At 58.6% G+C, this 20,244-nt stretch carries 16 protein-coding genes; 11 read left to right on the top strand and 5 right to left on the bottom strand.

Annotated elements, in window-relative coordinates; genetic code table 11:
• Positions 1-110 precede the first annotated feature (110 nt).
• The gene (locus V7756_RS13700; RefSeq protein ID WP_335610748.1) at positions 111-563 is read left to right on the top strand and encodes a hemerythrin domain-containing protein; all 453 of its coding nucleotides are present in this window, start codon (positions 111-113) and stop codon (positions 561-563) included.
• Between the two features lie 80 nt (positions 564-643).
• On the opposite strand, the gene V7756_RS13695 is transcribed toward V7756_RS13700, so the two are convergent.
• Positions 644-1,345: an FMN-dependent NADH-azoreductase gene (locus V7756_RS13695; RefSeq protein ID WP_335610747.1), complete on the bottom strand. Its 702-nt coding sequence runs from the start codon at positions 1,343-1,345 to the stop codon at positions 644-646.
• Between the two features lie 118 nt (positions 1,346-1,463).
• On the opposite strand from V7756_RS13695, the gene V7756_RS13690 reads away from it, so the two are divergent.
• Positions 1,464-2,363: a LysR substrate-binding domain-containing protein gene (locus tag V7756_RS13690; protein WP_335610746.1), complete on the top strand. Its 900-nt coding sequence runs from the start codon at positions 1,464-1,466 to the stop codon at positions 2,361-2,363.
• Between the two features lie 65 nt (positions 2,364-2,428).
• Here V7756_RS13690 and nadE read toward each other — a convergent pair whose 3' ends face one another.
• Complete coding sequence (gene nadE, locus V7756_RS13685) at positions 2,429-3,259, bottom strand: ammonia-dependent NAD(+) synthetase (RefSeq protein ID WP_335610745.1); 831 nt, start codon at positions 3,257-3,259, stop codon at positions 2,429-2,431.
• A gap of 334 nt (positions 3,260-3,593) precedes the next feature.
• Between nadE and V7756_RS13680 the strand changes: the two genes are divergently transcribed.
• From V7756_RS13680 to V7756_RS13640, 9 genes are all read left to right on the top strand, one after another.
• The gene (locus tag V7756_RS13680) at positions 3,594-5,090 is read left to right on the top strand and encodes an alpha/beta hydrolase (RefSeq protein ID WP_335610744.1); all 1,497 of its coding nucleotides are present in this window, start codon (positions 3,594-3,596) and stop codon (positions 5,088-5,090) included.
• Between the two features lie 252 nt (positions 5,091-5,342).
• Positions 5,343-6,350 carry a cytochrome c oxidase subunit II gene (coxB, locus tag V7756_RS13675; RefSeq protein WP_335610743.1) on the top strand — a complete coding sequence of 336 codons (1,008 nt, stop codon included), beginning with the start codon at positions 5,343-5,345 and terminating at the stop codon, positions 6,348-6,350.
• Entirely contained in the window at positions 6,347-8,875 is a 2,529-nt protein-coding gene (gene ctaD / locus V7756_RS13670) for a cytochrome c oxidase subunit I (RefSeq protein ID WP_335610742.1), read from the top strand. The genes coxB and ctaD overlap by 4 nt, the downstream gene beginning before the upstream one ends.
• Positions 8,872-9,285, top strand: coding sequence for a hypothetical protein (locus V7756_RS13665; RefSeq protein WP_335610741.1), 414 nt, complete (start codon positions 8,872-8,874; stop codon positions 9,283-9,285). Before ctaD ends, V7756_RS13665 begins: the two co-directional genes overlap by 4 nt.
• Positions 9,282-10,574 carry a c-type cytochrome gene (locus tag V7756_RS13660; protein ID WP_335610740.1) on the top strand — a complete coding sequence of 431 codons (1,293 nt, stop codon included), beginning with the start codon at positions 9,282-9,284 and terminating at the stop codon, positions 10,572-10,574. Before V7756_RS13665 ends, V7756_RS13660 begins: the two co-directional genes overlap by 4 nt.
• Before the next feature lie 5 nt (positions 10,575-10,579).
• A complete protein-coding gene (locus tag V7756_RS13655) occupies positions 10,580-11,185 on the top strand; it encodes a DedA family protein (protein ID WP_335610739.1) in 606 nt (201 codons plus the stop codon).
• 117 nt (positions 11,186-11,302) lie between these two features.
• On the top strand, positions 11,303-12,046 hold the full coding sequence (locus V7756_RS13650) for a class I SAM-dependent DNA methyltransferase (RefSeq protein WP_335610738.1): 744 nt from the start codon (positions 11,303-11,305) through the stop codon (positions 12,044-12,046).
• Positions 12,047-12,282: 236 nt separating this feature from the next.
• Positions 12,283-13,158, top strand: coding sequence for an NYN domain-containing protein (locus V7756_RS13645; RefSeq protein WP_335610737.1), 876 nt, complete (start codon positions 12,283-12,285; stop codon positions 13,156-13,158).
• A gap of 294 nt (positions 13,159-13,452) precedes the next feature.
• Positions 13,453-14,817 (top strand): hypothetical protein, encoded by a 1,365-nt coding sequence (locus tag V7756_RS13640; protein WP_335610736.1) that lies wholly within the window; start codon positions 13,453-13,455, stop codon positions 14,815-14,817.
• A 72-nt stretch (positions 14,818-14,889) separates the two neighbouring features.
• Here the strand turns inward: V7756_RS13640 and V7756_RS13635 are convergent, their stop codons facing one another.
• The 3 genes from V7756_RS13635 to V7756_RS13625 all read right to left on the bottom strand — a co-directional run bounded on the left by V7756_RS13635 (position 14,890) and on the right by V7756_RS13625 (position 20,155).
• On the bottom strand, positions 14,890-15,639 hold the full coding sequence (locus V7756_RS13635) for a BRO-N domain-containing protein (RefSeq protein ID WP_335610735.1): 750 nt from the start codon (positions 15,637-15,639) through the stop codon (positions 14,890-14,892).
• Between the two features lie 95 nt (positions 15,640-15,734).
• On the bottom strand, positions 15,735-16,988 hold the full coding sequence (locus V7756_RS13630) for a ribonucleotide-diphosphate reductase subunit beta (protein ID WP_335610734.1): 1,254 nt from the start codon (positions 16,986-16,988) through the stop codon (positions 15,735-15,737).
• 281 nt (positions 16,989-17,269) lie between these two features.
• Positions 17,270-20,155, bottom strand: a complete 2,886-nt coding sequence (locus tag V7756_RS13625; protein WP_335610733.1) for a ribonucleoside-diphosphate reductase subunit alpha — start codon at positions 20,153-20,155, stop codon at positions 17,270-17,272.
• Between the last annotated feature and the right edge of the window lie 89 nt (positions 20,156-20,244).

The raw sequence follows: 20,244 nt of genomic DNA, 5'->3' as shown, positions 1-20,244 counted from the left end.
TTCGTCCAGCTGGTGATTCTACTTAATAGGCAGCAGCTGCCTGCCGACAAAAGAGGCTCTCTAAAGAGGCCCATTGGATCCGTGACCAAGGTATTGACGAGGACGACATGATGAACGCAATTGAACTGCTGAAAGACGACCATAAAAAGGTTTTGAAATTGCTGGAAGAAATCACCAACACCACCGAGCGCGCAGTTAAAACGCGCACGGATCTGCTTGCCAAGGTCCAGGCCGAGCTCAGCGTGCATACCACGCTTGAAGAAGATATTTTCTATCCTGCCTACAAGAAAGCCGGTGCGAAATCCGAGGCCAAGATGTACCACGAGGCTGTGGAAGAGCATCGCGCGGTTGAAAAATTGGTGTTGCCTGATCTGCTCAAGACCGATCCAGGCAGTGTTCAGTTCTCGGGCAGAATGAAAGTGTTGAAGGAGCTGCTCGAACATCACATCGAAGAAGAAGAGGATGAGATGTTCAAGGAAGCCAAAGAGCTGCTGAGCAAGGATCAACTCGAAGCCCTGGGTGAACAGATGGCTGCTCGGCAAAAGCAGCTTAAAGCGGCGTAAAGGCAGCCTGATCTATACCAAGGGGCATAGCTGGCTATGCCCCTTGATTGTTGCCAGCGTTGCCTTCAAACGCGTACCCGCTACGCTGGCTCCGGTATCTGCTCGGCATGCACCCTTTGCTGGAGTTCGTCTACCAGAGCATCAACTTTGCGCAACGCCTCTGCACTGGAAGCGGCCAGAGTTTCGCCACCAACTTCCTGCCCTTCTATTGCAATCTGGTGCACCCGAGTGATGCCGATGAACCCAAGGGCAGTTATCAGGTTGGGTTCCAGGTGATTCATGTGCGCCATCTCGCCTCCGGGTCCAAAGCCGATGCCGCCTCGGGCGCTGAGTATCACGGCATGGCGAGGCCTGTCCGCCAGCTTGGGAACGTAGGGATCGGCAGGGTTACTCTCATCCAGTTCCACCGTGCGGCCAGGTCGAATGATCTGATCTACCCACGCCTTTAGCGCCGCTGGCATACCGAAGTTGTACAAGGGAGTGCCAATCACCAATACGTCGGCAGCCACCAGTTCATCGATCAACTGATCGCTTTCGACCAGTACCGTTTGCATCCAGGGCTCACGCTGTTCGGCTGGGGTAAACGAGGAGGCGATCCAGTCATGGTTGATGATGGTGGACGGATGTTGACCAATGTCGCGGTAGGAGAGGGTGTCCTCACTGCGGCGAGCCAGCCACGTGCTGGCGAAGTGTTGAGTAAGTTTGCGGCTGTGCGAGCCATGCTCATCTGTCCCGGCCAAGCCTGGGCGTGCGCTGACGTCAAGTTGCAGAATGTGGGTCATCGTTGCCTCCTGATTGGAGTTGAATTCATCTGTAATTAACTGCAATCTCAGCCTAGGGTCAGGCCTGATAGGCGACAAACGATCATTTCTTGCAGGTATGGATGAGAGGAGTTCATGTATGGCGCAAAGATGGTTGCCATCGCTATCTGCGCTGCGCGCCTTTGAAGCGGCAGCTCGTCACGAAAGTGCCAAGCAGGCGGCGCAGGAGCTTTCCGTCACGGCGACCGCCATCAGCCATCAGATTCGCGGGTTGGAAGAATCCCTTGGCGTTGCCCTCTTCGTCCGCAAGCCGCGACAGCTCGAGCTCACCGTTCAAGGGCGCGAGTTGCAGCAGGTGCTGGAAACCGCATTCGACAGCATCAGTGCAGCGGTAGAGCGTCTCAGCGCTGTGCCTTTTCGGCAAGGCATTACGCTGAGTACCACGCCGGCGGTGGCAGTGCGCTGGCTGCTCTCGTGGGTGTGCATGCTGCGCGACGCGCATCCGAATATTGATTTGCGTATTCACGCCTCGCACGAGCCGGTCGCGCTGGATGGCGTTACCGCGGATATTGCCATCCGCTATGGCGATGGGCACTGGCCGGGGCTGGTGGCTGAAAAACTCTTTGATAATACCTTTATCGCCACCTGCAGCCCGCATCTGGACCTGCACGACCCGGCGCAGCTGCCAGCGCATTCATTGATTCACTTTCGCAATGAAGATGCGGTGTCATCGCCGATCAACTGGGCAGCCTGGCAGAAGCTGGCCAAAGTGCCGAGGCTGGATGTTAATGCGGGGCTGGTGTTCTCTGATGAAACCCACGCTGTTTCCGCAGCGGTAGGTGCTCAGGGTGTGGCGCTCATGAGCCGCCAATTGATTGAGGATGAACTGCGCGAAGGGCGACTGATGCAGCCCTTTGGTCCGGAGATTGAAGGCAAACCCTTTTTTCTCGTGTACCCGGAAAGTAGGCGCAAGGACCCAACCATTCAGGCAGTTCGGGACTGGATAATGGCGGTTCCAGGCGGGCTGTGCTCGGTGTAATTCGCTGCCGGCAATGAGGTGAAACCGCTACGCGGTTTTCACCTCATTGCCAAGGGCGCGCCCAATCAGGGTGCTATGGGCAGTTGGCGCTTGTGCTCCGTGGCGTCGTAGCGGGCGATGATCTTCTGCGCCGCCTCATCGTCCACGCTCTTGCCCAGCAAAAAGGCGTCTATCTGCTCGTAGGTCAGACCGTGAGCGACCTCATCCGGTTTGCCGGGCGCCAGTTCCTCGAGGTCTGCTGTGGGTATCTTGCCGACCAGAGACGCCGGAGCATCCAGCGCGGCGGCAATGCGTCGTACTTGCCCCTTGGTCAGTCCGGTAAGGGGGGCAATGTCGCAGGCGCCATCACCAAACTTGGTAAAGAAGCCCATCACGGCTTCAGCCGCATGGTCGGTCCCTACAACCAGCCCGTCGACAAAGTTGGCGAGGGCGTACTGCGCCACCATACGGGCGCGGGCCTTGACGTTGCCCTTGACGAAATCGCGCTTGCCAGCGCTCGCTTGTTCATCGGCAAAATCGGCCATCATGGCATCTACAGAGCCTTTGATATCAACCGTACGCAACTGATCGGGCTGAATGAACTCGAGCGCTGTCTGTGCATCGGCTTCGTCTGCCTGAACGTCATAGGGCAAGCGCATGGCGTAGAAGGTCACGTCAAAGCCGCCCTGGCGCAAGGATTCGGCTGCAATCTGACACAAGCGGCCGGCAGTAGTGGAATCGACCCCGCCGCTGATGCCTAACACCAGCGCGCGGGTTTTGGCACGCAGCACCGCGTCCTTGATGAAATCAATACGCCGTTCGAGCTCCATTTGCAGCTCGGTGGCCCCTTCAAGATCGGGATTCACTTGCAAAGCGCTGCGAATCTCAGCGCTGCGGCTACTGGAAGCAGTATTCATGCTTGTCTCCTTGGAATGTGTTGCTACACGTACTCTAGACCTATTCGAGGACGGATTCATTCGAATCGTTCGCTCAAAACGTCTCAAACAGGGCATGGCGGTCGAGCCAGCCAGCCTCCGCAGAATCGCCCACAGCGCCCGCACCAGAGGCGTTTCGGTGCCGCGCCAGTGCTGCAGAACGAGAAACCCGTTCGGACAAATAATCGCTTTGGCGCGGGTGCCAGTATCATTTCCGATGATGAAGCAGCATTTTCGCTAGAACTTCATTATGCTCGGAGCGCGCAGGTCATGCGCAGCAATAATAATCATAAAAAAAGATCAATGGAGGTTTACCTTGCCAACACATCATTGGTATCGGGCTGCAGTACCCATGGCACTTTCGGCGCTTGTGCTTAGCGGTTGTTTGGGTGGTGGTGGCGGCGGGGGAGATGATGCGCCACCTGCCGAGGCAGAGACGCCAGAGGTAACCCGTGCACACGATGATCGTGTGTTTACCGCAGAGTTGCCCGCGCCTGCTGCGCTGCCAGCCGCGTTAGCAGGGGCCACTATCTATTTTGGCAAGTATGACGGCTTGCAAGGCGATGCGCTTTACGCTGCCGAACTGCCCGACGGCTGGGATGGCGACGGGCTTGTCATGTGGACGCGAGGCTATGGCGGCGACACCCTGGACGTGGCTCTGCAGGTGCCATCTGACGCCTGGCGCAAAGCCGTTTTGGCTGCTGGCTATGCCTGGGCAGCCTCTTCCTACTCTGCCAACTGGTACGATGCTCGTGCGGGCTTGGAAGATACCAACAAGCTGGCGCTGAATCTGGTGGATTACCTGCAGCAGAATAACGGCATTGGAGTGTCAGCCCCCAACCAATATCTTATCTCGGGCGGTTCTCTCGGCGGCCATATCGCTGCGGCAGCGGTAGAGCGGGAAAATATCGAGCGTACCCAGTTCAAAGTTGAATACGCCGGCGCTGCGCCATTTTGCCAGTCCGAGCAGAATGAGTTTCAGTGGCTCGGTGATTACACTCGAGCGATGATGGAAATTTCGGGTTATGGGGATCAGGAGTATTCGGACTTCCCCGATCTAGTGGGCACTTTCTACAATACCGGGGTGGTATCTGTACTCGTGGCACCGGGCCCTATGGTGACTGCGCTGTTCAATCCGCACCAGGATGGCCGGCCAAACTGGTCTTCTCCCAAAGGCGTTGCCGGTCAGCGTTTGATGGCAATCGCCGAGAACTTGAGCGGTGGCGAGAGGCCTATTTTTGAATATGGTTTTAACACCGTACTGCAAGACATTGTATTGGCCACTGGGGGAGCCGACGGCACCATCAACGGTATCCTTGCAAAACACATCTACGATAATCAGAGCGTTGTCTACCGTTGGACCAACGGTGCTGAGCCTACCGATGAGGAGTTGGACTTCAACGAAGGCGTGACGCGAATCAGCGCCGACCCTGAAGCCAACCCGCTGCGCGCGGATGGCGTGCGCTGGATCCCACTGGTGCAAGGCGACTTTGACGTGCCTGTGCTAACCATGCATACGTTGGGCGACTTCTACGTGCCATTCAAACATCAGCAACTCTACCGTGAGCGCGCCCTGGACAATGGAAGCGCTGACCTTCTGCTGCAGCGTGCGATTCGTGCCCCCAGTCATTGTGATTTCTCTGATGGCGAGGTTCAGGCCGCAATAACTGACTGGTTGGATTGGGTCAACGGCGGCGCCAAGCCCGCCGGTGATGAGGTGCTGGACCCCGCTGTGGTAGCCGATGCCAACTACGGTTGTACCTTTACCGTTGGTGAGCGTCAGGGTTTGCCTGCCTGCGCAGTGGCACGGTAACGACCTATAAAAAGCCATGGCGGACACATCCGCCATGGCTTTTTTTTGCCTTGCCCTAGGGTGGAAAACCGCAAAGCGTTTTCCACCGCTGCTGTTCGGCCTCATTCTTTGCTGGAAAAGCCTTTGGCGTTTTCCACCCTACGGGTCTGATCCCACCATTGCTCCCACCCAGCATGCTCGGACACTGACCTGAACTCTTACCCGCGCAGCACAGTCGAACGCCCGAGATGGGATGAGCTGGAAGCCGGGAATGTGATCAGAGGAAGAAAACCGAAACCTCCATTTATTGCCTGGGCACTGGCGCTGCTTGCGGCAGCGCTCCTGGGTGGCTGCGAGGGCGGGCAATCCGCATTGCATCCTGCCGGGCGGGGTGCCGAAGATATAGCGCAGCTGTTCTGGTGGATGTGGATTGGCGGCGCGTTGATATGGGCTGCTGTCATGGCCATCGCCTTCTATGTCACCCAGGCTCGGCCTGAAGCGCACAGTGAATCCAGCGCCCGCTGGTTGATCCTGGGCGGCGGCATTATCTTCCCCGTGGTAGTTCTTACAGCCCTGTTGAGTTACGGGCTGGCGATGATGCCTGAGCTGCGCTCCTCCGGCGATGCCGATCTGCGTATTGCGGTGGCCGGTGAACAATGGTGGTGGCGGGTGCGCTATGAGGGCGACGCTGGCGGCGCCGTCGAGCTGGCCAATGAAGTTCGTCTGCCGGTTGGACGCAAGGTGATCATCGAGCTCAGCAGCCCGGATGTGATCCACTCGTTCTGGATTCCTTCGCTCGGCGGCAAGGTCGACATGATCCCCGGCCGAGTCAATCAACTGGTACTGGAACCCACCCGCACTGGCGTGTATCGAGGCGTTTGCGCCGAGTATTGCGGCAGTTCTCACGCCTTGATGAAATTCGAAGCCGTGGTGATGCCGGTCGATGAGTTCGATAGCTGGCTCGCAGCCCAGCAGCAACCTGCCCAGGCGGCGCAGAACGCCACTGCCAGACAGGGAATGGCCGCGTTCCTGCGCAATGGATGCGGCGCGTGCCACAGTATTCGCGGTACCGACGCCGATGGCAGCATGGGGCCGGATCTTACCCATGTCGGCAGCCGATTGACGCTGGCCGCTGGCACACTGGGCGCGCAGGTGACTGACTTCGAGCACTGGATAGCCCACACCCACCGCATTAAACCGGACGCCTATATGCCGGCGTTCGACATGTTGCCCGAGGCCGAGCTGCGGGCCATGGCCCATTACCTGAGTGAGCTGAAATGAGCGACCAACGTCAGCCCTTGCCCGCCTATGATCCCAAGTTGGCTCGTGCCCAAGCGGATCGACTCGCTGCAGCCTGGAAGACCCCAACCGGCTGGCGTTACTGGTCTGCGGTCAACAATACCGAAGTGGGGCTCTGGTATACCTGCACGGCCTTTATCTTCTTCCTGTTTGCCGGCGTACTGGCGCTGCTGATGCGTACCCAATTGGCGGTGCCCGAGAATGATCTGCTTTCCGCGGATACCTACAATCAGATGTTCACGCTGCACGGCTCGGTAATGATGTTTCTGTTTGGGGTGCCGATCTTCGAGGCGTTCTCCATTCTTATCCTGCCGCAGTTGCTGGGCGCGAGGGACTTGCCGTTTCCGCGGCTTTCAGCGTTCGGCTTCTGGTGTTTTTTGATTGGCGGTGTCTTTGTCTGTGGTTCGATCTTTTTTGGCGTAGCGCCGCAGGGCGGCTGGTTCATGTATCCGCCGCTGACTACGCAGTACTCCGAGGGGCTGGGTCCGGATATCTGGTTGCTGGGCCTGTCATTTATCGAGGTGGCGTCACTCGCCGCTGCGGTGGAGTTGATCGTTGGCGTACTCAAGACGCGTCCGCCGGGCATGCGCATCAACCTGATTCCGCTGTACGCCTGGTACATTCTGGTGGTCGCCGGGATGATCCTCTTTGCCTTCCCGCCCTTGATTGCCGGGGATTTGCTGTTCGAGATGGAGCGCGCCTTCGACTGGCCCTTCTTCGATCCTTCGCGCGGCGGTGATCCGCTGCTCTGGCAGCACCTGTTCTGGATTTTTGGTCATCCCGAGGTGTATATCATCTTCCTGCCCGCGGTGGCGCTGGTGGCAATGATTGTGCCGACCGCGGCGCAGCGGCCCGTTGTCGGATACGGCTGGATAGTGCTGGCGGCGGTGGGCACCGGATTTATCAGCTTCGGTTTGTGGGTACACCACATGTTCACCACGGGGATGCCGGCGATATCCCTGGCGTTCTTTTCGGCGGCGTCCGAAGCGGTGGCGATTCCCACTGGTGTACAGATTTTCTGCTTTCTCGCCACCGCCTTGGCCGGGCGCTTTGTTCGCTCCGTGCCCATGCTGTTTGTTGCCGGATCGCTCGCCATCTTTGTGCTTGGCGGGCTGACCGGTGTCATGGTTGCCCTGGCGCCGTTCGACTTCCAGGCGCACGACACCTACTTTATCGTGGCTCATCTGCATTACGTGTTGATCGGCGGTGTGCTCTTCCCGGTTATTGCCGGGATCTATTATTTCTATCCGATAATAAGCAACAAGATGCTGTCCAAGCGCCTGGGTCAGCTTGGTTTCTGGCTGATGTTCATCGGCTTCAATGTGGCCTTTCTGCCCATGCATTTCACCGGCCTGCTGGGTATGCCGCGCCGTATTTACACCTACGGCGCCGAGCAGGGCTTTGAGGTGCTCAATATGGTTTCCACCGTGGGTGCCTATGTTCTGGCCGCTGGCGTGGCTTTTATCGTCTGGGACGTGGTTCGGCCCAAGGGTAAACAGCCTTATAGCCCACGCAATCCCTGGAATGCCGGCACGCTGGAGTGGCTGGTCGAGGTGCCAAGTATGCCTTGGGGTGTTCGCTCGATTCCGATCATTCGCAGCCGCTATCCGCTGTGGGATCAGCCCGATCTGACGCGGGATGTCGACCAGGGCCGTTTTTATCTGCCCGATGCCCAGGAGGGTAAGCGCGAAACACTGATCACCAGCATCATCGACGCCGATCCGGTGCAGTGCCTGCGCGTGCCCGGGCCAACGTTCAAGGCGTTGTGGGCGGCGATATTCACCGGCGGGTTGTTCATCTTCGCGACCTACCACTGGTATATGGCGGCGCTGATCAGCGGTGCGCTGGCGTTGGTGACCATCCTGATCTGGCTCTGGACCGGCACTGCGGTGATTCCCGAGCGGGACAGCAAGCACATTGGTCTGGATGTGACGCTGCCGGTTTACGCATCCGGTCGGCAGTCGGTCGGTTGGTGGGCGATGTTTATCACCATGGTGGGTGATATGAGTGCCTTTTTCAGCCTGGTGTTCGGTTACTTCTTTTTCTGGACCAGCCATGATGACTTTCCGCCGCAGCATGGTGCCGAGGCCGGCACCGGCTGGCTGCTGACTGCCCTGGGGCTGGTGCTTGCCGCCTGGCTGCTGACCTTGTTGAGCCGGCGGCTCAACCGTCTTGACCATGGCCTTGGTTTTAACCTCTGCCTTGCCGCCGCGGCGCTGTGCACTGTCGCCGGCGCAGCGTCGCTCTGGGCCGGGCCGCATTTTGCCGGCCTTGATCCCACGCGGGATGTGTATCCGGCGACTGTGTGGGTACTGGTTCTCTGGTGCCTGCTGCACCTGGGCGTAGGCTTGGTGATGTTGCTGTATTGCCTCGCCCGGCGGCTGGCCGGGCGCATGACCGCCAAACACGACATCGATATCCAGAATGTGGGGCTGTACTGGCATTTTCTGGCGATTACCGTGGGCGTAACCGTGGCCGTGGTCGCCGGCTTTCCGGAGGTGGCATGACCGACCAGACCGATCTGCCAGCCGAACGGGTGCCTGAAGCACCCCCTGGCGAAAAGGAATCGTTGTGGCTGATTATCTTCGGTCCCGCGATCTGGGCGATGCACTTTGTGCTGTCCTACGTTACGGCAGCCGTCTGGTGTGCCAAGGTAGCCGGGCGCGATGGTCTGCTGGGGGATGCGCGGCTGATCATTGGCGGCTATACGCTGGTAGCGCTCGCGGGTATCGTGCTCACCGGGTGGGGCGGCTGGAAGCGCCACCAGTTTGGTACCGCCACTGCGCCCCATGATTTTGACAGCCCCGCAGACCGCCACCGCTTTCTCGGCTTTGCCACCTTGCTGCTCTGCGGCCTGAGCTTTGTGGCGACGGTGTTTGTTGCGCTCTCGGTGGTGTTTATCGGGAGTTGCGAATGAGCACGCGCGATCGCGATGATGACGCCAGTTGGCCAGCGGTTCTCAGCAGGGGGCGAGCGATGAAGGCCCCGCTCGCTGGTTTGCGCACGCGCTTACTCAGTTGGCTTGACGGTGGTCTGCTCCGACCGCTGGCGCTGGGTGTGACGCTGACATTATTGGCGCTGGGGCTCGGCGCGCTGGCTGTGACGTCCGCAGGCTTGGTGTCCATTGGGGCCAGCTCCGGTCACTGGTCCGCCACCAGCTGGTTTCTGCATTACAGTATGCGGCGAGCCGTTGCCACCCAATCGCTGGGTATCAAGGTGCCCGCTAATCTGGCTGATCCGGCGCTGATCCTCAAGGGCGCTGGATATTACCAGACCGGATGCCTGGGCTGCCACGGCGCGCCCGGCCTAGGCGAATCGCTGATAGCCCGGCAAATGACGCCGGCGCCGCCGTATCTGCCGCCACGTATCGACAGCTGGGAGGCGCAGGAGCTGTTCTGGATAGTGCGTCACGGCATCAAATTTACCGCCATGCCGGGCTGGCCAGCGCGCCAGCGCGACGATGAAGTCTGGGCGATGGTGGCTTTTCTGCAGCAGCTGCCTGAAATGTCACCTCGGCGCTACAGGGCGCTGGCGGTGGGCGAGGGCGCGGATATTCCGGCATCCTCTGGCATGCTGCAAGCGAATGGCGCGGCCAGCGACCCGCTCGCGCCAGTGCTGGCAGATTGCGCGCGTTGCCACGGGCCCGAAGGCGAGGGCCGCGGTGCGGGCGCCTTTCCGGTGCTGGCAGGGCAGAAGCAGGCGTACTTGCTAGCAAGTCTGCAAGCCTATGCCAGCGGTGAGCGTGCCAGCGGTGTGATGCAGCCCATTGCCGCCCGGCTGGATGAAAAGCAGTTGCAGCAGCTAGCCCAGCATTACGCACAGCTGCCCAGCGTAGCCAGCCAAGCCGCAGCGCAAGTTGACGTGCAGGTCGATGCGCAGGCCATCGCGCGGGGCAAGGTGCTGGCTGCTGCCGGCAATACGAACCAGAAAGTGCCCGCCTGCCGCCATTGTCATGGCCCGTCCGCTATCGAGCGCAACCCGGCTTATCCTGTCCTGGCGGGGCAATATCCCGAATATCTCACCCAGCAGTTGCAGCTTTTTGCGGCGGGTGAGCGCGGGGGCACGCAGTACGCCCATGTCATGCACAGCGCCGGGCGCCGCCTGAATCCGGAACAAATCAGCGATCTGGCTGCCTGTTACGGTTCGCTCACCCCCCCTGCAGAAGGCGCCGCAACGCCTGCAGAAGAAGCCTCTCTGGAGCCCTGACTACTATGTTCGATGCCATCGTCGAGGTTGTGTCCAAAACCGGCTATATCGGCGTGTTCTTCCTGATGTTGCTGGAGAACATCTTTCCGCCCATTCCCTCGGAGGTCATCATGCCGCTGGCGGGCTTCTCCGCCGCCAAGGGCGAGCTGAATTTCTTCGGTGTGGTGGCCGCAGGGACAGCTGGCTCAGTCGTGGGTGCCTTGCCCTGGTACTACCTGGGTGCGCGGCTGGGCAAGGACCGGCTGATGCATTTTGCCGAACGCCACGGTTTCTGGCTGACCATGGGGCCGGAGGATATCGACAAGGCCAACGATTGGTTCAGTCGGCACGGCAGGGCGGCGGTGTTTTTCGGCCGGCTGCTGCCCACCGTACGGACGCTTATTTCGGTCCCGGCGGGCATCGCGCGTATGCCCATGGCAGCGTTCCTTGCCTATTCCACGGTCGGCTCGCTGATCTGGACGGCGTTGCTGGCGCTGGCTGGCTATCTGCTCGAATCCCAGTACGAAAAAGTGGCTGATTACCTGGATCCGCTATCCATGGCGGTCATCGCCTTTATCGTCATCGCCTATTTTTACCGGCTGGTGCGTTTGAAAATGCGCCAGAGGACTTAGTCGAAGACCTCGGACGCCCCTGTGCTGGTTTGATACGCGCGTGCGCTTGCATAAATAGCGGCGCTTTTTCTGCGGTCGGGATATTATTCGCGCCCCTTCCTTCAGCGCCACATCATCATGTCCAGCAACGCCATTTATACCGATCTTTCGGGTTACTACGATCTGATGTGCGCCGATATCGACTATCTGGCCCAGAGCCGCTGTGTGCAACGCCTGCAACACCTCTTCGGCAATGGCGGGACCCGGCATCTCGACCTGGCCTGTGGCACCGGCCCGCACGTGCGACACTTTTTCGATGCCGGCTTTCACAGCAGTGGCCTGGACATCAATCAACCCATGCTGGATCAGGCGCTGATACGCTGCCCGGAAGCGCAATTCTGGTTGCAGGACATGTGCGGCTTCAAGGTCAGCCAGCCGCAAGACCTGATCACCTGCTTCCTCTATTCCATCCATTACAGCGCCAGTATCGAGCGGCTGCAGGCCTGTATCCGCAGCGTGCATGCAGCCCTGGCAGACGGTGGCCTGTTCTGTTTCAACGCAGTGGATAAACACCAGATCGATAACGGCTCCTGGGTTTCGCACAACGCGGGCCATAGCGACGGTCTGCTGAGTTTCAGCTCCGGCTGGCATTATTCCGGAGCGGGCGCACGGCAATTGCTGAAGCTGCGAGTGGAGCGCGCCGGTGCTGAGGGCAAACAGGTCTGGAACGATGAGCACCCGATGGTGGCTGTGAGCTTCGGCGAGCTGCTTGAACTGCTTGCACCGTACTTCGAGGTGCAGCTACTGGAGCACGATTACGAGCGGATTTTGCCTTGGGATCAGGCATCGGGAAATGCGATCTTTGCCTGCGTAAAAAGATAGGCTGGCCACTTTGCCGATGGCTCCCTCGCTCTGCGTGGGAGCCTGGCTGTTGACGCTTTGCGTCGCTGCGGTGCAAGTGCGCGGGGAGGAACAGGCTGCAGGGCTGCATTTCACGCAGGCGGGAGGCTGATCATGTGCATGTCGCTTTACCTGGCGCAGCCTTCGGGATAACGTCGAGTGAAGTGTTGCAACAAACAGGAACGGAAGCAGATAGGCTTCAACCAAACAGGGACGCCATGAATAACAACCCTAGATCCAACGCAGTTCAGGATTTCTCCAACGGCACCGATGTGCCCGTCGCGGTGCTGGTCGATTGCGACAACGTACCGCCGGAAATACTGCCCTATGCCTTGCGCATGGCCGCCCAGTTCGGCCGGGTCGCATTACGCCGTGGCTACGGCAATCACGCCACCTTGGCCAACCGCTGGCAAGAGGCCCTGGTCCGCCTGGCCTTCACGCCCCACCTGCAATACCAGTACGCCTCCGGCAAGAATACTGCAGACATCGCCCTGGCGCTGGACGCACTGGAAGCCATGTTCGACCACCGCGCAGAAACCTTCTGCCTGGTCACCAGCGATTCAGACTTTGCCTACCTGTGCCGCAAACTGCGTGAACGGGGCGCCCGAGTGTGCATTGTCGGGGAAGGTAAAACACCGGAAGCCCTGCGCAATGCCAGCGACCAGTTCTTTGAGTGGTCGCCGGCAGAAGCCGATCCAGATGCCAGCACAGACTCCGCAGAAAAAGTACCAGCCAAAAAAGATCCCGCTGCGAAGCCCAAGGCCGATAAATCCCCATCCGGTAAAGAGCCCGGTAAAGAGCCAGCGAAAGAACTAGTCAAAGAACCCAATAAGGAAGCCGGCAAAACACCAGCCAAGCAGCGGCCGCGCTTTGTCGTGGAAGCGGTTTCGCTTCTGGCCGGCGAGTCGTCAGAGGGCAAAGTCGGGCTGGGTGCGCTCGGCCAATATCTGAAACGCACCGATCCGGCCTTCTCGACAAAGACCTACGGTCATTCGGGCTTGCTGGATATGGTGAAGACATACGATTTGCTGGAGCTGCACCAAGAGGCTGGTGGTAACTGGTCGGTTGGTCTGGCGAATTCGAAGGGAAGCTAGAACTGTAGCGGCGGGACGTTGGCCAGGCAGTACTAGTATTGGCTGGGCCAGAGGTGCAAAGTTGCGCGTCTGGACGCTGAGCGTCCCAGGCTGCGTTCCCACGCGGAGCATGGGAACGATCAGCTCCGGGGATTAGCACGCTTTTTTTGGTGGGGTTTATGGCAGTGGGCTATGGTGAAGCTATCTGCAAGCAGCAAATGGTGCCTCCAGACGTTGAGCTGGGACCTGTGGATGAGAGGTTTTGGACGTTTTTAGCGATAAGCCTGTATGTGATTACAAAAAGGAAAAATGCACATGGAAAGGCCAGAATATGTAGTGCAAGCAGAAATAGCCCGATTAATCCCTGTAGTGGCTGACACCAACCGTGAACAACGAGCGGCATCTATTCTGCTCGCCGCGCTGCGGGGAGTTTATGAATTTCGGCAGGTAATGTTCGCTTCCCTCGGACATCGGGTTAGCGCTCGAGCCAAAATGGGTGCCTGGACTGAAGTTGCTTTGGAATGCGATCTTGATATCCCGAAAAAGGATCGCCCTGATGGCTTGGTGCAATTGGTGACCGGTAGCAAGCAATGGTCTGCTTTGATAGAAGCAAAGATAGGCAATAACGAAGTGGGTGAAGAGCAGCTAAAGCGATACTTGCTACAAGCAAAAAAGAACAAGATAGACGCGGTGATCACGATCACCAACCAGTTTGTGGCCTTGCCTAATCACCACCCGGTTAAGATCCCCAAAACGCTCCTTAAGGGTCTGGAACTTTATCACTGGTCTTGGATGTACGCAGTAACTCAAGCGACCCTACTGCTGGATTCTGGCGACATTACCTCGCCAGATCAGCGATTCATTCTTGAGGAGGTCTTGCGATATTTCAGCCACGACTCTAGCGGGGCAACGCGCTTCGACAGCATGAATCGTGAATGGAAGGATGTCGTCGCCAAGGTGAAGAGCGGAGCGGTTTTGAACAAGACTGCGGAAGAGGTAGAGAATAGTGTTTCAAGCTGGCATCAGGAGCAGCGCGATTTGTGTCTGGTGATGAGTCGTAAGCTGGGCAGACAGATAACGCAGAAAATCAGCAAAGCGCATCGCAATGATCCTGTTCAACGTCTGAAAGATGACTGTGAACTGCTGGCCAAAGAACACAGGCTGACCTGCTGTCTGAGCATCCCGGATGCCGCCGCCGATCTGGATATAACTGCTGATCTGACAAAGCGCACTATTACCTGCGCGATGCGTCTCGGCGCGCCGCAAGACAAAGTACGTAGCTCCGCAAGGGTGAACTGGCTGATTAAACAGGTTAGTAAAGCTAACGCTGACGGCTTTTACGTTAAAGCTATACGTCCCGGTCGTGCCGAAGAAACCCAAACGCCATTGGCGAAGCTCCTGGTAGATGGCAATGCTCTGGAAACGCTTTCTACCAACGTGGTGCCTAGCGCATTCGAGGTTTTCTATATGGCGGATTTAGGTGCTCGTTTCTCCGGCGCGAAAGTTTTCATAGAAGAGCTCGAGAAAGCTGTGCCGCATTTTTATCAGGAAGTAGGGCAAAAGCTCCGAGCATGGGTGGCTCCACCACCTAAATTGCAGAAGCGTGATCCGGTGGAGGTTCTGGGTATTGAAGATAGTGAAGAGGCTGAGCAGGCTGCTATCGAGTCGACCGGTGACTGAAATATTTTACGTTGTGTCGGTTGGGGAGAACATATACCGATGGTTTCCACGCTCTGCGTGGTAACCATTCCGTTATCCGCGAATACTAGATGCTGCTTTATTTAATACGAGCTCAGAGAATGATACCTCTTCGTGACCATCTTTGAGCACTTTGTGGCTGGGATGCCCCTCTTCCGCACTAATTTTTATACACCAGCCTCGAAGCAATTGTTCTTGAGACTTTTCTATCTCTAGCTGACGGCAATAGTCAGAGACAGTTAAATAATTCACTCCGTAATTTTGGTGTGGTGCTGTAGTGGATATTTTTTGGCTAAGCTCATTTAATCGGCGCTCAGTTTGTAGGAATCGTTCTTTTGTTTCACGCTCTAATCTTTCTCGCTCCTCAATTTCTTCAAGGAGTAGCATTACAGCTTTCTTTACTTCGGATCCCTGCTGTATCTGCGGCGGCGGATAGGTACCGTATCGCTGAATGGAGGGTAAAACTTCGTGAAATACCCACCGTTGAAATTTCTTACATGCTGGGCTGTTATCGCGAAGTATTATTCTGAAAAGCCCAGGCTGGGTTACAAATTGGGCATCTTGAGGGTTATCTAATGCAATTTCTGGTACAGAATACTTTTCGTCGGTATCTAGTGCGTCTAATAATGCCTTCGTTAGCCCTCCCAAGCCTACCTTTCTTCCATCTTCGGCAAGAGTAGTATTTTGCTCTGCAAGTATTCTCACCACATCTGCAAGGCAGAATAAAACTTCGCTATCTCGGTATAAGGTGCGTACTTCTTGGTTGCTTTCTGGATAGGCAAGTATAAGGTTCGTTTCGCTCATGAGTTTTGCCTTATAAGAAGATGATTAAGGATGCTTCGCATCTCATAAGAGTGATCGTTCCCACGCGGAGCGTGGGAACGATCAAGTGGTCAAGCTCAATCCCAGCTCAACGCCCCACCAGTCTGATACTCGATAACCCGCGTCTCAAAGAAGTTCTTCTCTTTCTTCAAGTCCATGATTTCGCTCATCCAGGGGAAGGGGTTGCTGGTGCCTGGGTATTCTTCCTTCAGGCCGATTTGGGTGAGGCGGCGGTTGGCGATGAACTTGAGGTAGTCCTCCATCATCGCGGCGTTCATGCCGAGTACGCCGCGGGGCATGGTGTCGCGGGCGTATTCGATTTCCAGCTGCGCGCCTTGCAGGATCATCTGGGTTGCTTCGTCCTTCATGGCATCGTCCCACAGGTGCGGGTTTTCGATCTTGATCTGGTTGATCACGTCGATGCCGAAGTTCAGGTGCATGGATTCGTCGCGCAGGATGTACTGGAACTGCTCGGCGGTGCCGGTCATCTTGTTGCGGCGGCCCATGGACAGGATCTGGGTGAAGCCGCAGTAGAAGAAGATGCCTTCCAGAACGCAGTAGTAGGCGATCAGGTTGCGCAGCAGTTCCTTGTCGGTCTCGACGGTGCCGGTAGTGAAGGTCGGGTCGGAGATCGAACGGGTGTATTTCAGCCCCCAACTGGCCTTTTTCGCGACGCTCGGGATCTCGTGGTACATGTTGAAGATCTCGCCTTCATCCATGCCCAGCGACTCGATGCAGTACTGATAGGCGTGGGTGTGGATCGCCTCTTCGAAGGCCTGACGCAGGATGTACTGGCGGCACTCGGGGTTGGTGATCAAGCGGTACACGGCCAGCACCAGGTTGTTGGCGACCAGACTGTCGGCGGTGGAGAAGAAGCCGAGGTTGCGCTTGACGATGCGGCGCTCGTCTTCGGTCAGGCCGTCTGCGCTCTTCCACAGGGCGATGTCGGCGGTCATGTTGACCTCTTGCGGCATCCAGTGGTTGGCACAACCGTCGAGGTACTTCTGCCAGGCCCATTCGTACTTGAACGGCACCAGCTGGTTGAGGTCGGCGCGGGCGTTGATCATCTGCTTGTCGCCAACCTGCACGCGGGCGGCGGAGCCTTCCAGATCGTCCAGACCTTCCTGAATGTCCAGCTCATCCAGCGCGGCCTTGGCGCGGGCGATGGCGTCGGAGTCGTCCGCGCTGATCTGACGCGCGTCCTCCACCGAACCTTCGGCAATGTTTTCCATTACCGGGCTGTCGGTGAGCGGCGCGCTCGGTTGGGCGGCTGCCTTGGCGGCGGGTGCGGTGGTGGTGTCTTCGCTGTCGAAATCGTCCCAGCTGAGCATGGTGTGTCTCCCTTTGGTCGACAGCCGCAAGCTTTAAGCTGCAAGCGGCAAGTTGTTTGGTGTGGCGGCGGTGAGTGGTGTGAACCTTGGACGCGGCGCCGCGCTTGGGTTTTTCTGGATTCCCGCCTTCGCGGGAATGACGCGAGGGATAGAAATCACGCTGTGTTTTAAGCGCTCCGAGCGGAACTGCTCTTATGCTCGGAGCTGTTTCTGGCCAATGACGGTGGCGCTCACTCGAGCTGCTTGTAGCTTGCAGCTTGAGGCTTGCCGCTGGGCCTGCCTTATTGGCAGGCCTCGCAGTCGGGATCATCGATTGAGCAAGCCTGCGGCACGGGCGCCGGGCCAGCGGGCGCGGCGGCTGCCGTTGGCGCGCTGCCGCTGGACACGGCGTTCAGCTTGCCGGTGTTGACGGTCGACTTCTCGGTGCTGGTGGCGGCCAGGGCGCGGAGGTAGTAGGTGGTTTTCAGGCCACGGAACCACGCCATGCGGTAGGTCACGTCCAGCTTCTTGCCGGAGGCGCCGGCGATGTAAAGGTTCAGCGATTGTGCCTGATCGATCCATTTCTGGCGGCGGCTGGCGGCTTCGACGATCCACTTGGTTTCCACTTCAAAGGCGGTGGCGTACAGCGCCTTGAGGTCATCCGGGATGCGGTCGATCTGCTGTACCGAGCCGTCGTAGTACTTGAGGTCATTGACCATGACCGAGTCCCACAGGCCGCGCGCTTTCAGGTCGCGTACCAGGTAGGGGTTGATCACGGTGAATTCGCCCGACAGGTTCGATTTAACGTACAGGTTCTGGTACGTCGGCTCGATGGACTGCGATACCCCGGTGATGTTGGCGATGGTCGCGGTCGGGGCGATGGCCATGATGTTGGAGTTGCGAATGCCTTTCTTGGCGCGCGCACGCACCGGCTCCCAATCCAGGGTGCTGCTGCGGTCCACTTCAATGTACTTGGCGCCGCGCTGCTCGGTGAGGATGTCGAGCGAGTCATAGGGCAGTATGCCCTTGGACCACAGCGAGCCCTCGAAGCTGGAGTAGCTGCCGCGCTCTTCGGCCAGATCACAGGAGGCCTGGATGGCGTAGTAGCTGATGGCTTCCATCGACTGGTCGGCGAAGGCCACGGCTTCATTGGAGCCGTACGGGATGTGCTGCAGGTAGAGCGCATCCTGGAAGCCCATCAGGCCCAGACCCACCGGGCGGTGCTTGAAGTTGGAGTTCTTCGCCTGCGGCACCGAGTAGTAGTTGATGTCGATCACGTTATCGAGCATGCGTACTGCGGTGCGCACGGTGCGCTCGAGCTTGGCGGTATCCAGCTTGCCATCGGTGATGTGGTGCACCATGTTGACCGAGCCCAGGTTACACACGGCGATTTCATCGGCGCTGGTGTTCAGGGTGATCTCGGTGCACAGGTTGGAGCTGTGAACCACGCCGGCGTGCTGCTGCGGGCTGCGCAGGTTGCAGGCGTCCTTGAAGGTCAGCCAGGGGTGGCCGGTCTCGAACAGCATGCTGAGCATCTTGCGCCAGAGGTCGGCGGCCTTGATGGTCTTGTGCAGCTTGAGCTTGCCGTACTCGGTGAGCGCTTCGTAATACTCGTAACGCTCCTCGAAGGCCTTGCCGGTCAGGTCGTGCAGATCGGGCACATCGGACGGGGAGAACAGCGTCCACTGGCCGTCTTCGAACACGCGCTTCATGAACAGGTCGGGAATCCAGTTGGCGGTATTCATGTCGTGGGTGCGGCGACGGTCGTCACCGGTGTTCTTGCGCAGCTCGAGGAATTCTTCGATATCCAGGTGCCAGGTTTCCAGGTAACCGCACACCGCGCCCTTGCGCTTGCCGCCCTGGTTGACCGCGACGGCCGTGTCGTTGACCACTTTCAGGAAGGGCACAACGCCCTGTGACTGGCCGTTGGTGCCTTTGATATAGGCGCCCATGGCGCGCACGGGGGTCCAGTCGTTACCCAGACCGCCGGCAAACTTGGACAGCATGGCGTTGTCGTGGATCGCGTGGTAAATGCCGGACAGGTTGTCGGGCACTGTGGTCAGGTAGCAGCTGGACAGTTGCGGGCGCAGGGTGCCGGCGTTGAACAGGGTTGGCGTGGAGGCCATGTAGTCGAAGCTGGAAATCAGGTTGTAGAACTCGATGGTGCGCGCGGTCTTGTCTTCCTCTTCAATCGCCAGGCCCATGGCCACGCGCATGAAGAAGATTTGCGGCAGTTCGATGCGGGTGCCTTCGCGGTGCAGGAAGTAGCGGTCGTACAGGGTCTGCAGGCCCAGGTAACCGAACAGCTGGTCGCGGTCGTGGTTGATCGCGGCGCCCAGGGCTTCTAGGTCGAACTCGGCGAGTTTGGCGTCGAGCAATTCGTATTCGATACCGGCCTGGATATAAACCGGCAGCGTCTTGGCGTACAGCTCGGCCATGTCGGTGTGGGTGGCGCTGGTGGCGACGCCGAGGTGGCTGAGGGCTTCGGCGCGCAGGTTGTCGAGCAGCAGGCGGGCGGTGACCTGGCTGTAGTTGGGCTCACGCTCGACCAGGGTGCGGGCGGTCATCACCATGGCGGTGTTGACGTCGAGCTGGGTTACGCCGTCGTACAGGTTCTTCAGGGTTTCCTGCTCGATGTGGTTGGCGTCGACTTCGGCCAGGCCATCGCAGGCTTCCTGAATGACGGTGCGCAGGCGGCCCATGTCGAGCGGCTGACGGCTGCCGTCGGCCAGGGTGACGCGGATGCTGGGGTGCGCATCGGCCGGCGCGGTGGCTTGACGCTCCTTGCGCTGACGCGCGTGCTCTTCACGGTAGAGGACGTAGCTGCGCGCGGTCTTCTGCTCGCCCGAACGCATTAGCGCCAGTTCAACCTGATCCTGAATCTCTTCGATGTGCAGGGTGCCGCCGGAGGGCAGGCGGCGCTTGAAGATGGCGCTGATGGTGTCGGTCATCTCGTCCACGATCTGGCGGATGCGTGAAGAGGCGGCGGCCTGGCCACCCTCTACGGCGAGAAACGCCTTGGTCATGGCGACGCGGATCTTGTCGTCGGTGTAGGGCACCAGGGTGCCGTTGCGTTTGATGACGCGCAGCTGGCCCGGTGCGCTCATTTGCAATTCGTCGTTCTGCTGCTCCTGCTCGGCATGCACGTTGGTAGTTTCGTTACTGCTGGCTGACGGGGTGACGTGCATGACAGGCTCCTTTGTTGGGCACAAACACTATATGTAGTATCGGTTGAGGCGCTGCCGTAGTAATGGTGGCAGGGCGATCTATCAATAAA

It is taken from the genome of Halopseudomonas sp. (assembly GCF_036961105.1).
GTDB lineage: Bacteria > Pseudomonadota > Gammaproteobacteria > Pseudomonadales > Pseudomonadaceae > Halopseudomonas.
Note: the sequence above shows the minus strand (reverse complement) of the source record. Positions and strands in the feature narration are given on the sequence as shown.

Coding starts and splice junctions, on each gene's coding strand:
- V7756_RS13700 (WP_335610748.1), top strand. CDS start 111: ATGAACGCAATTGAACTGCTGAAAGACGACCATAAAAAGGTTTTGAAA.
- V7756_RS13695 (WP_335610747.1), bottom strand. CDS start 1,345: ATGACCCACATTCTGCAACTTGACGTCAGCGCACGCCCAGGCTTGGCC.
- V7756_RS13690 (WP_335610746.1), top strand. CDS start 1,464: ATGGCGCAAAGATGGTTGCCATCGCTATCTGCGCTGCGCGCCTTTGAA.
- nadE (WP_335610745.1), bottom strand. CDS start 3,259: ATGAATACTGCTTCCAGTAGCCGCAGCGCTGAGATTCGCAGCGCTTTG.
- ctaD (WP_335610742.1), top strand. CDS start 6,347: ATGAGCGACCAACGTCAGCCCTTGCCCGCCTATGATCCCAAGTTGGCT.
- V7756_RS13665 (WP_335610741.1), top strand. CDS start 8,872: ATGACCGACCAGACCGATCTGCCAGCCGAACGGGTGCCTGAAGCACCC.
- V7756_RS13660 (WP_335610740.1), top strand. CDS start 9,282: ATGAGCACGCGCGATCGCGATGATGACGCCAGTTGGCCAGCGGTTCTC.
- V7756_RS13655 (WP_335610739.1), top strand. CDS start 10,580: ATGTTCGATGCCATCGTCGAGGTTGTGTCCAAAACCGGCTATATCGGC.
- V7756_RS13650 (WP_335610738.1), top strand. CDS start 11,303: ATGTCCAGCAACGCCATTTATACCGATCTTTCGGGTTACTACGATCTG.
- V7756_RS13645 (WP_335610737.1), top strand. CDS start 12,283: ATGAATAACAACCCTAGATCCAACGCAGTTCAGGATTTCTCCAACGGC.
- V7756_RS13640 (WP_335610736.1), top strand. CDS start 13,453: ATGGAAAGGCCAGAATATGTAGTGCAAGCAGAAATAGCCCGATTAATC.
- V7756_RS13635 (WP_335610735.1), bottom strand. CDS start 15,639: ATGAGCGAAACGAACCTTATACTTGCCTATCCAGAAAGCAACCAAGAA.
- V7756_RS13630 (WP_335610734.1), bottom strand. CDS start 16,988: ATGCTCAGCTGGGACGATTTCGACAGCGAAGACACCACCACCGCACCC.
- V7756_RS13625 (WP_335610733.1), bottom strand. CDS start 20,155: ATGCACGTCACCCCGTCAGCCAGCAGTAACGAAACTACCAACGTGCAT.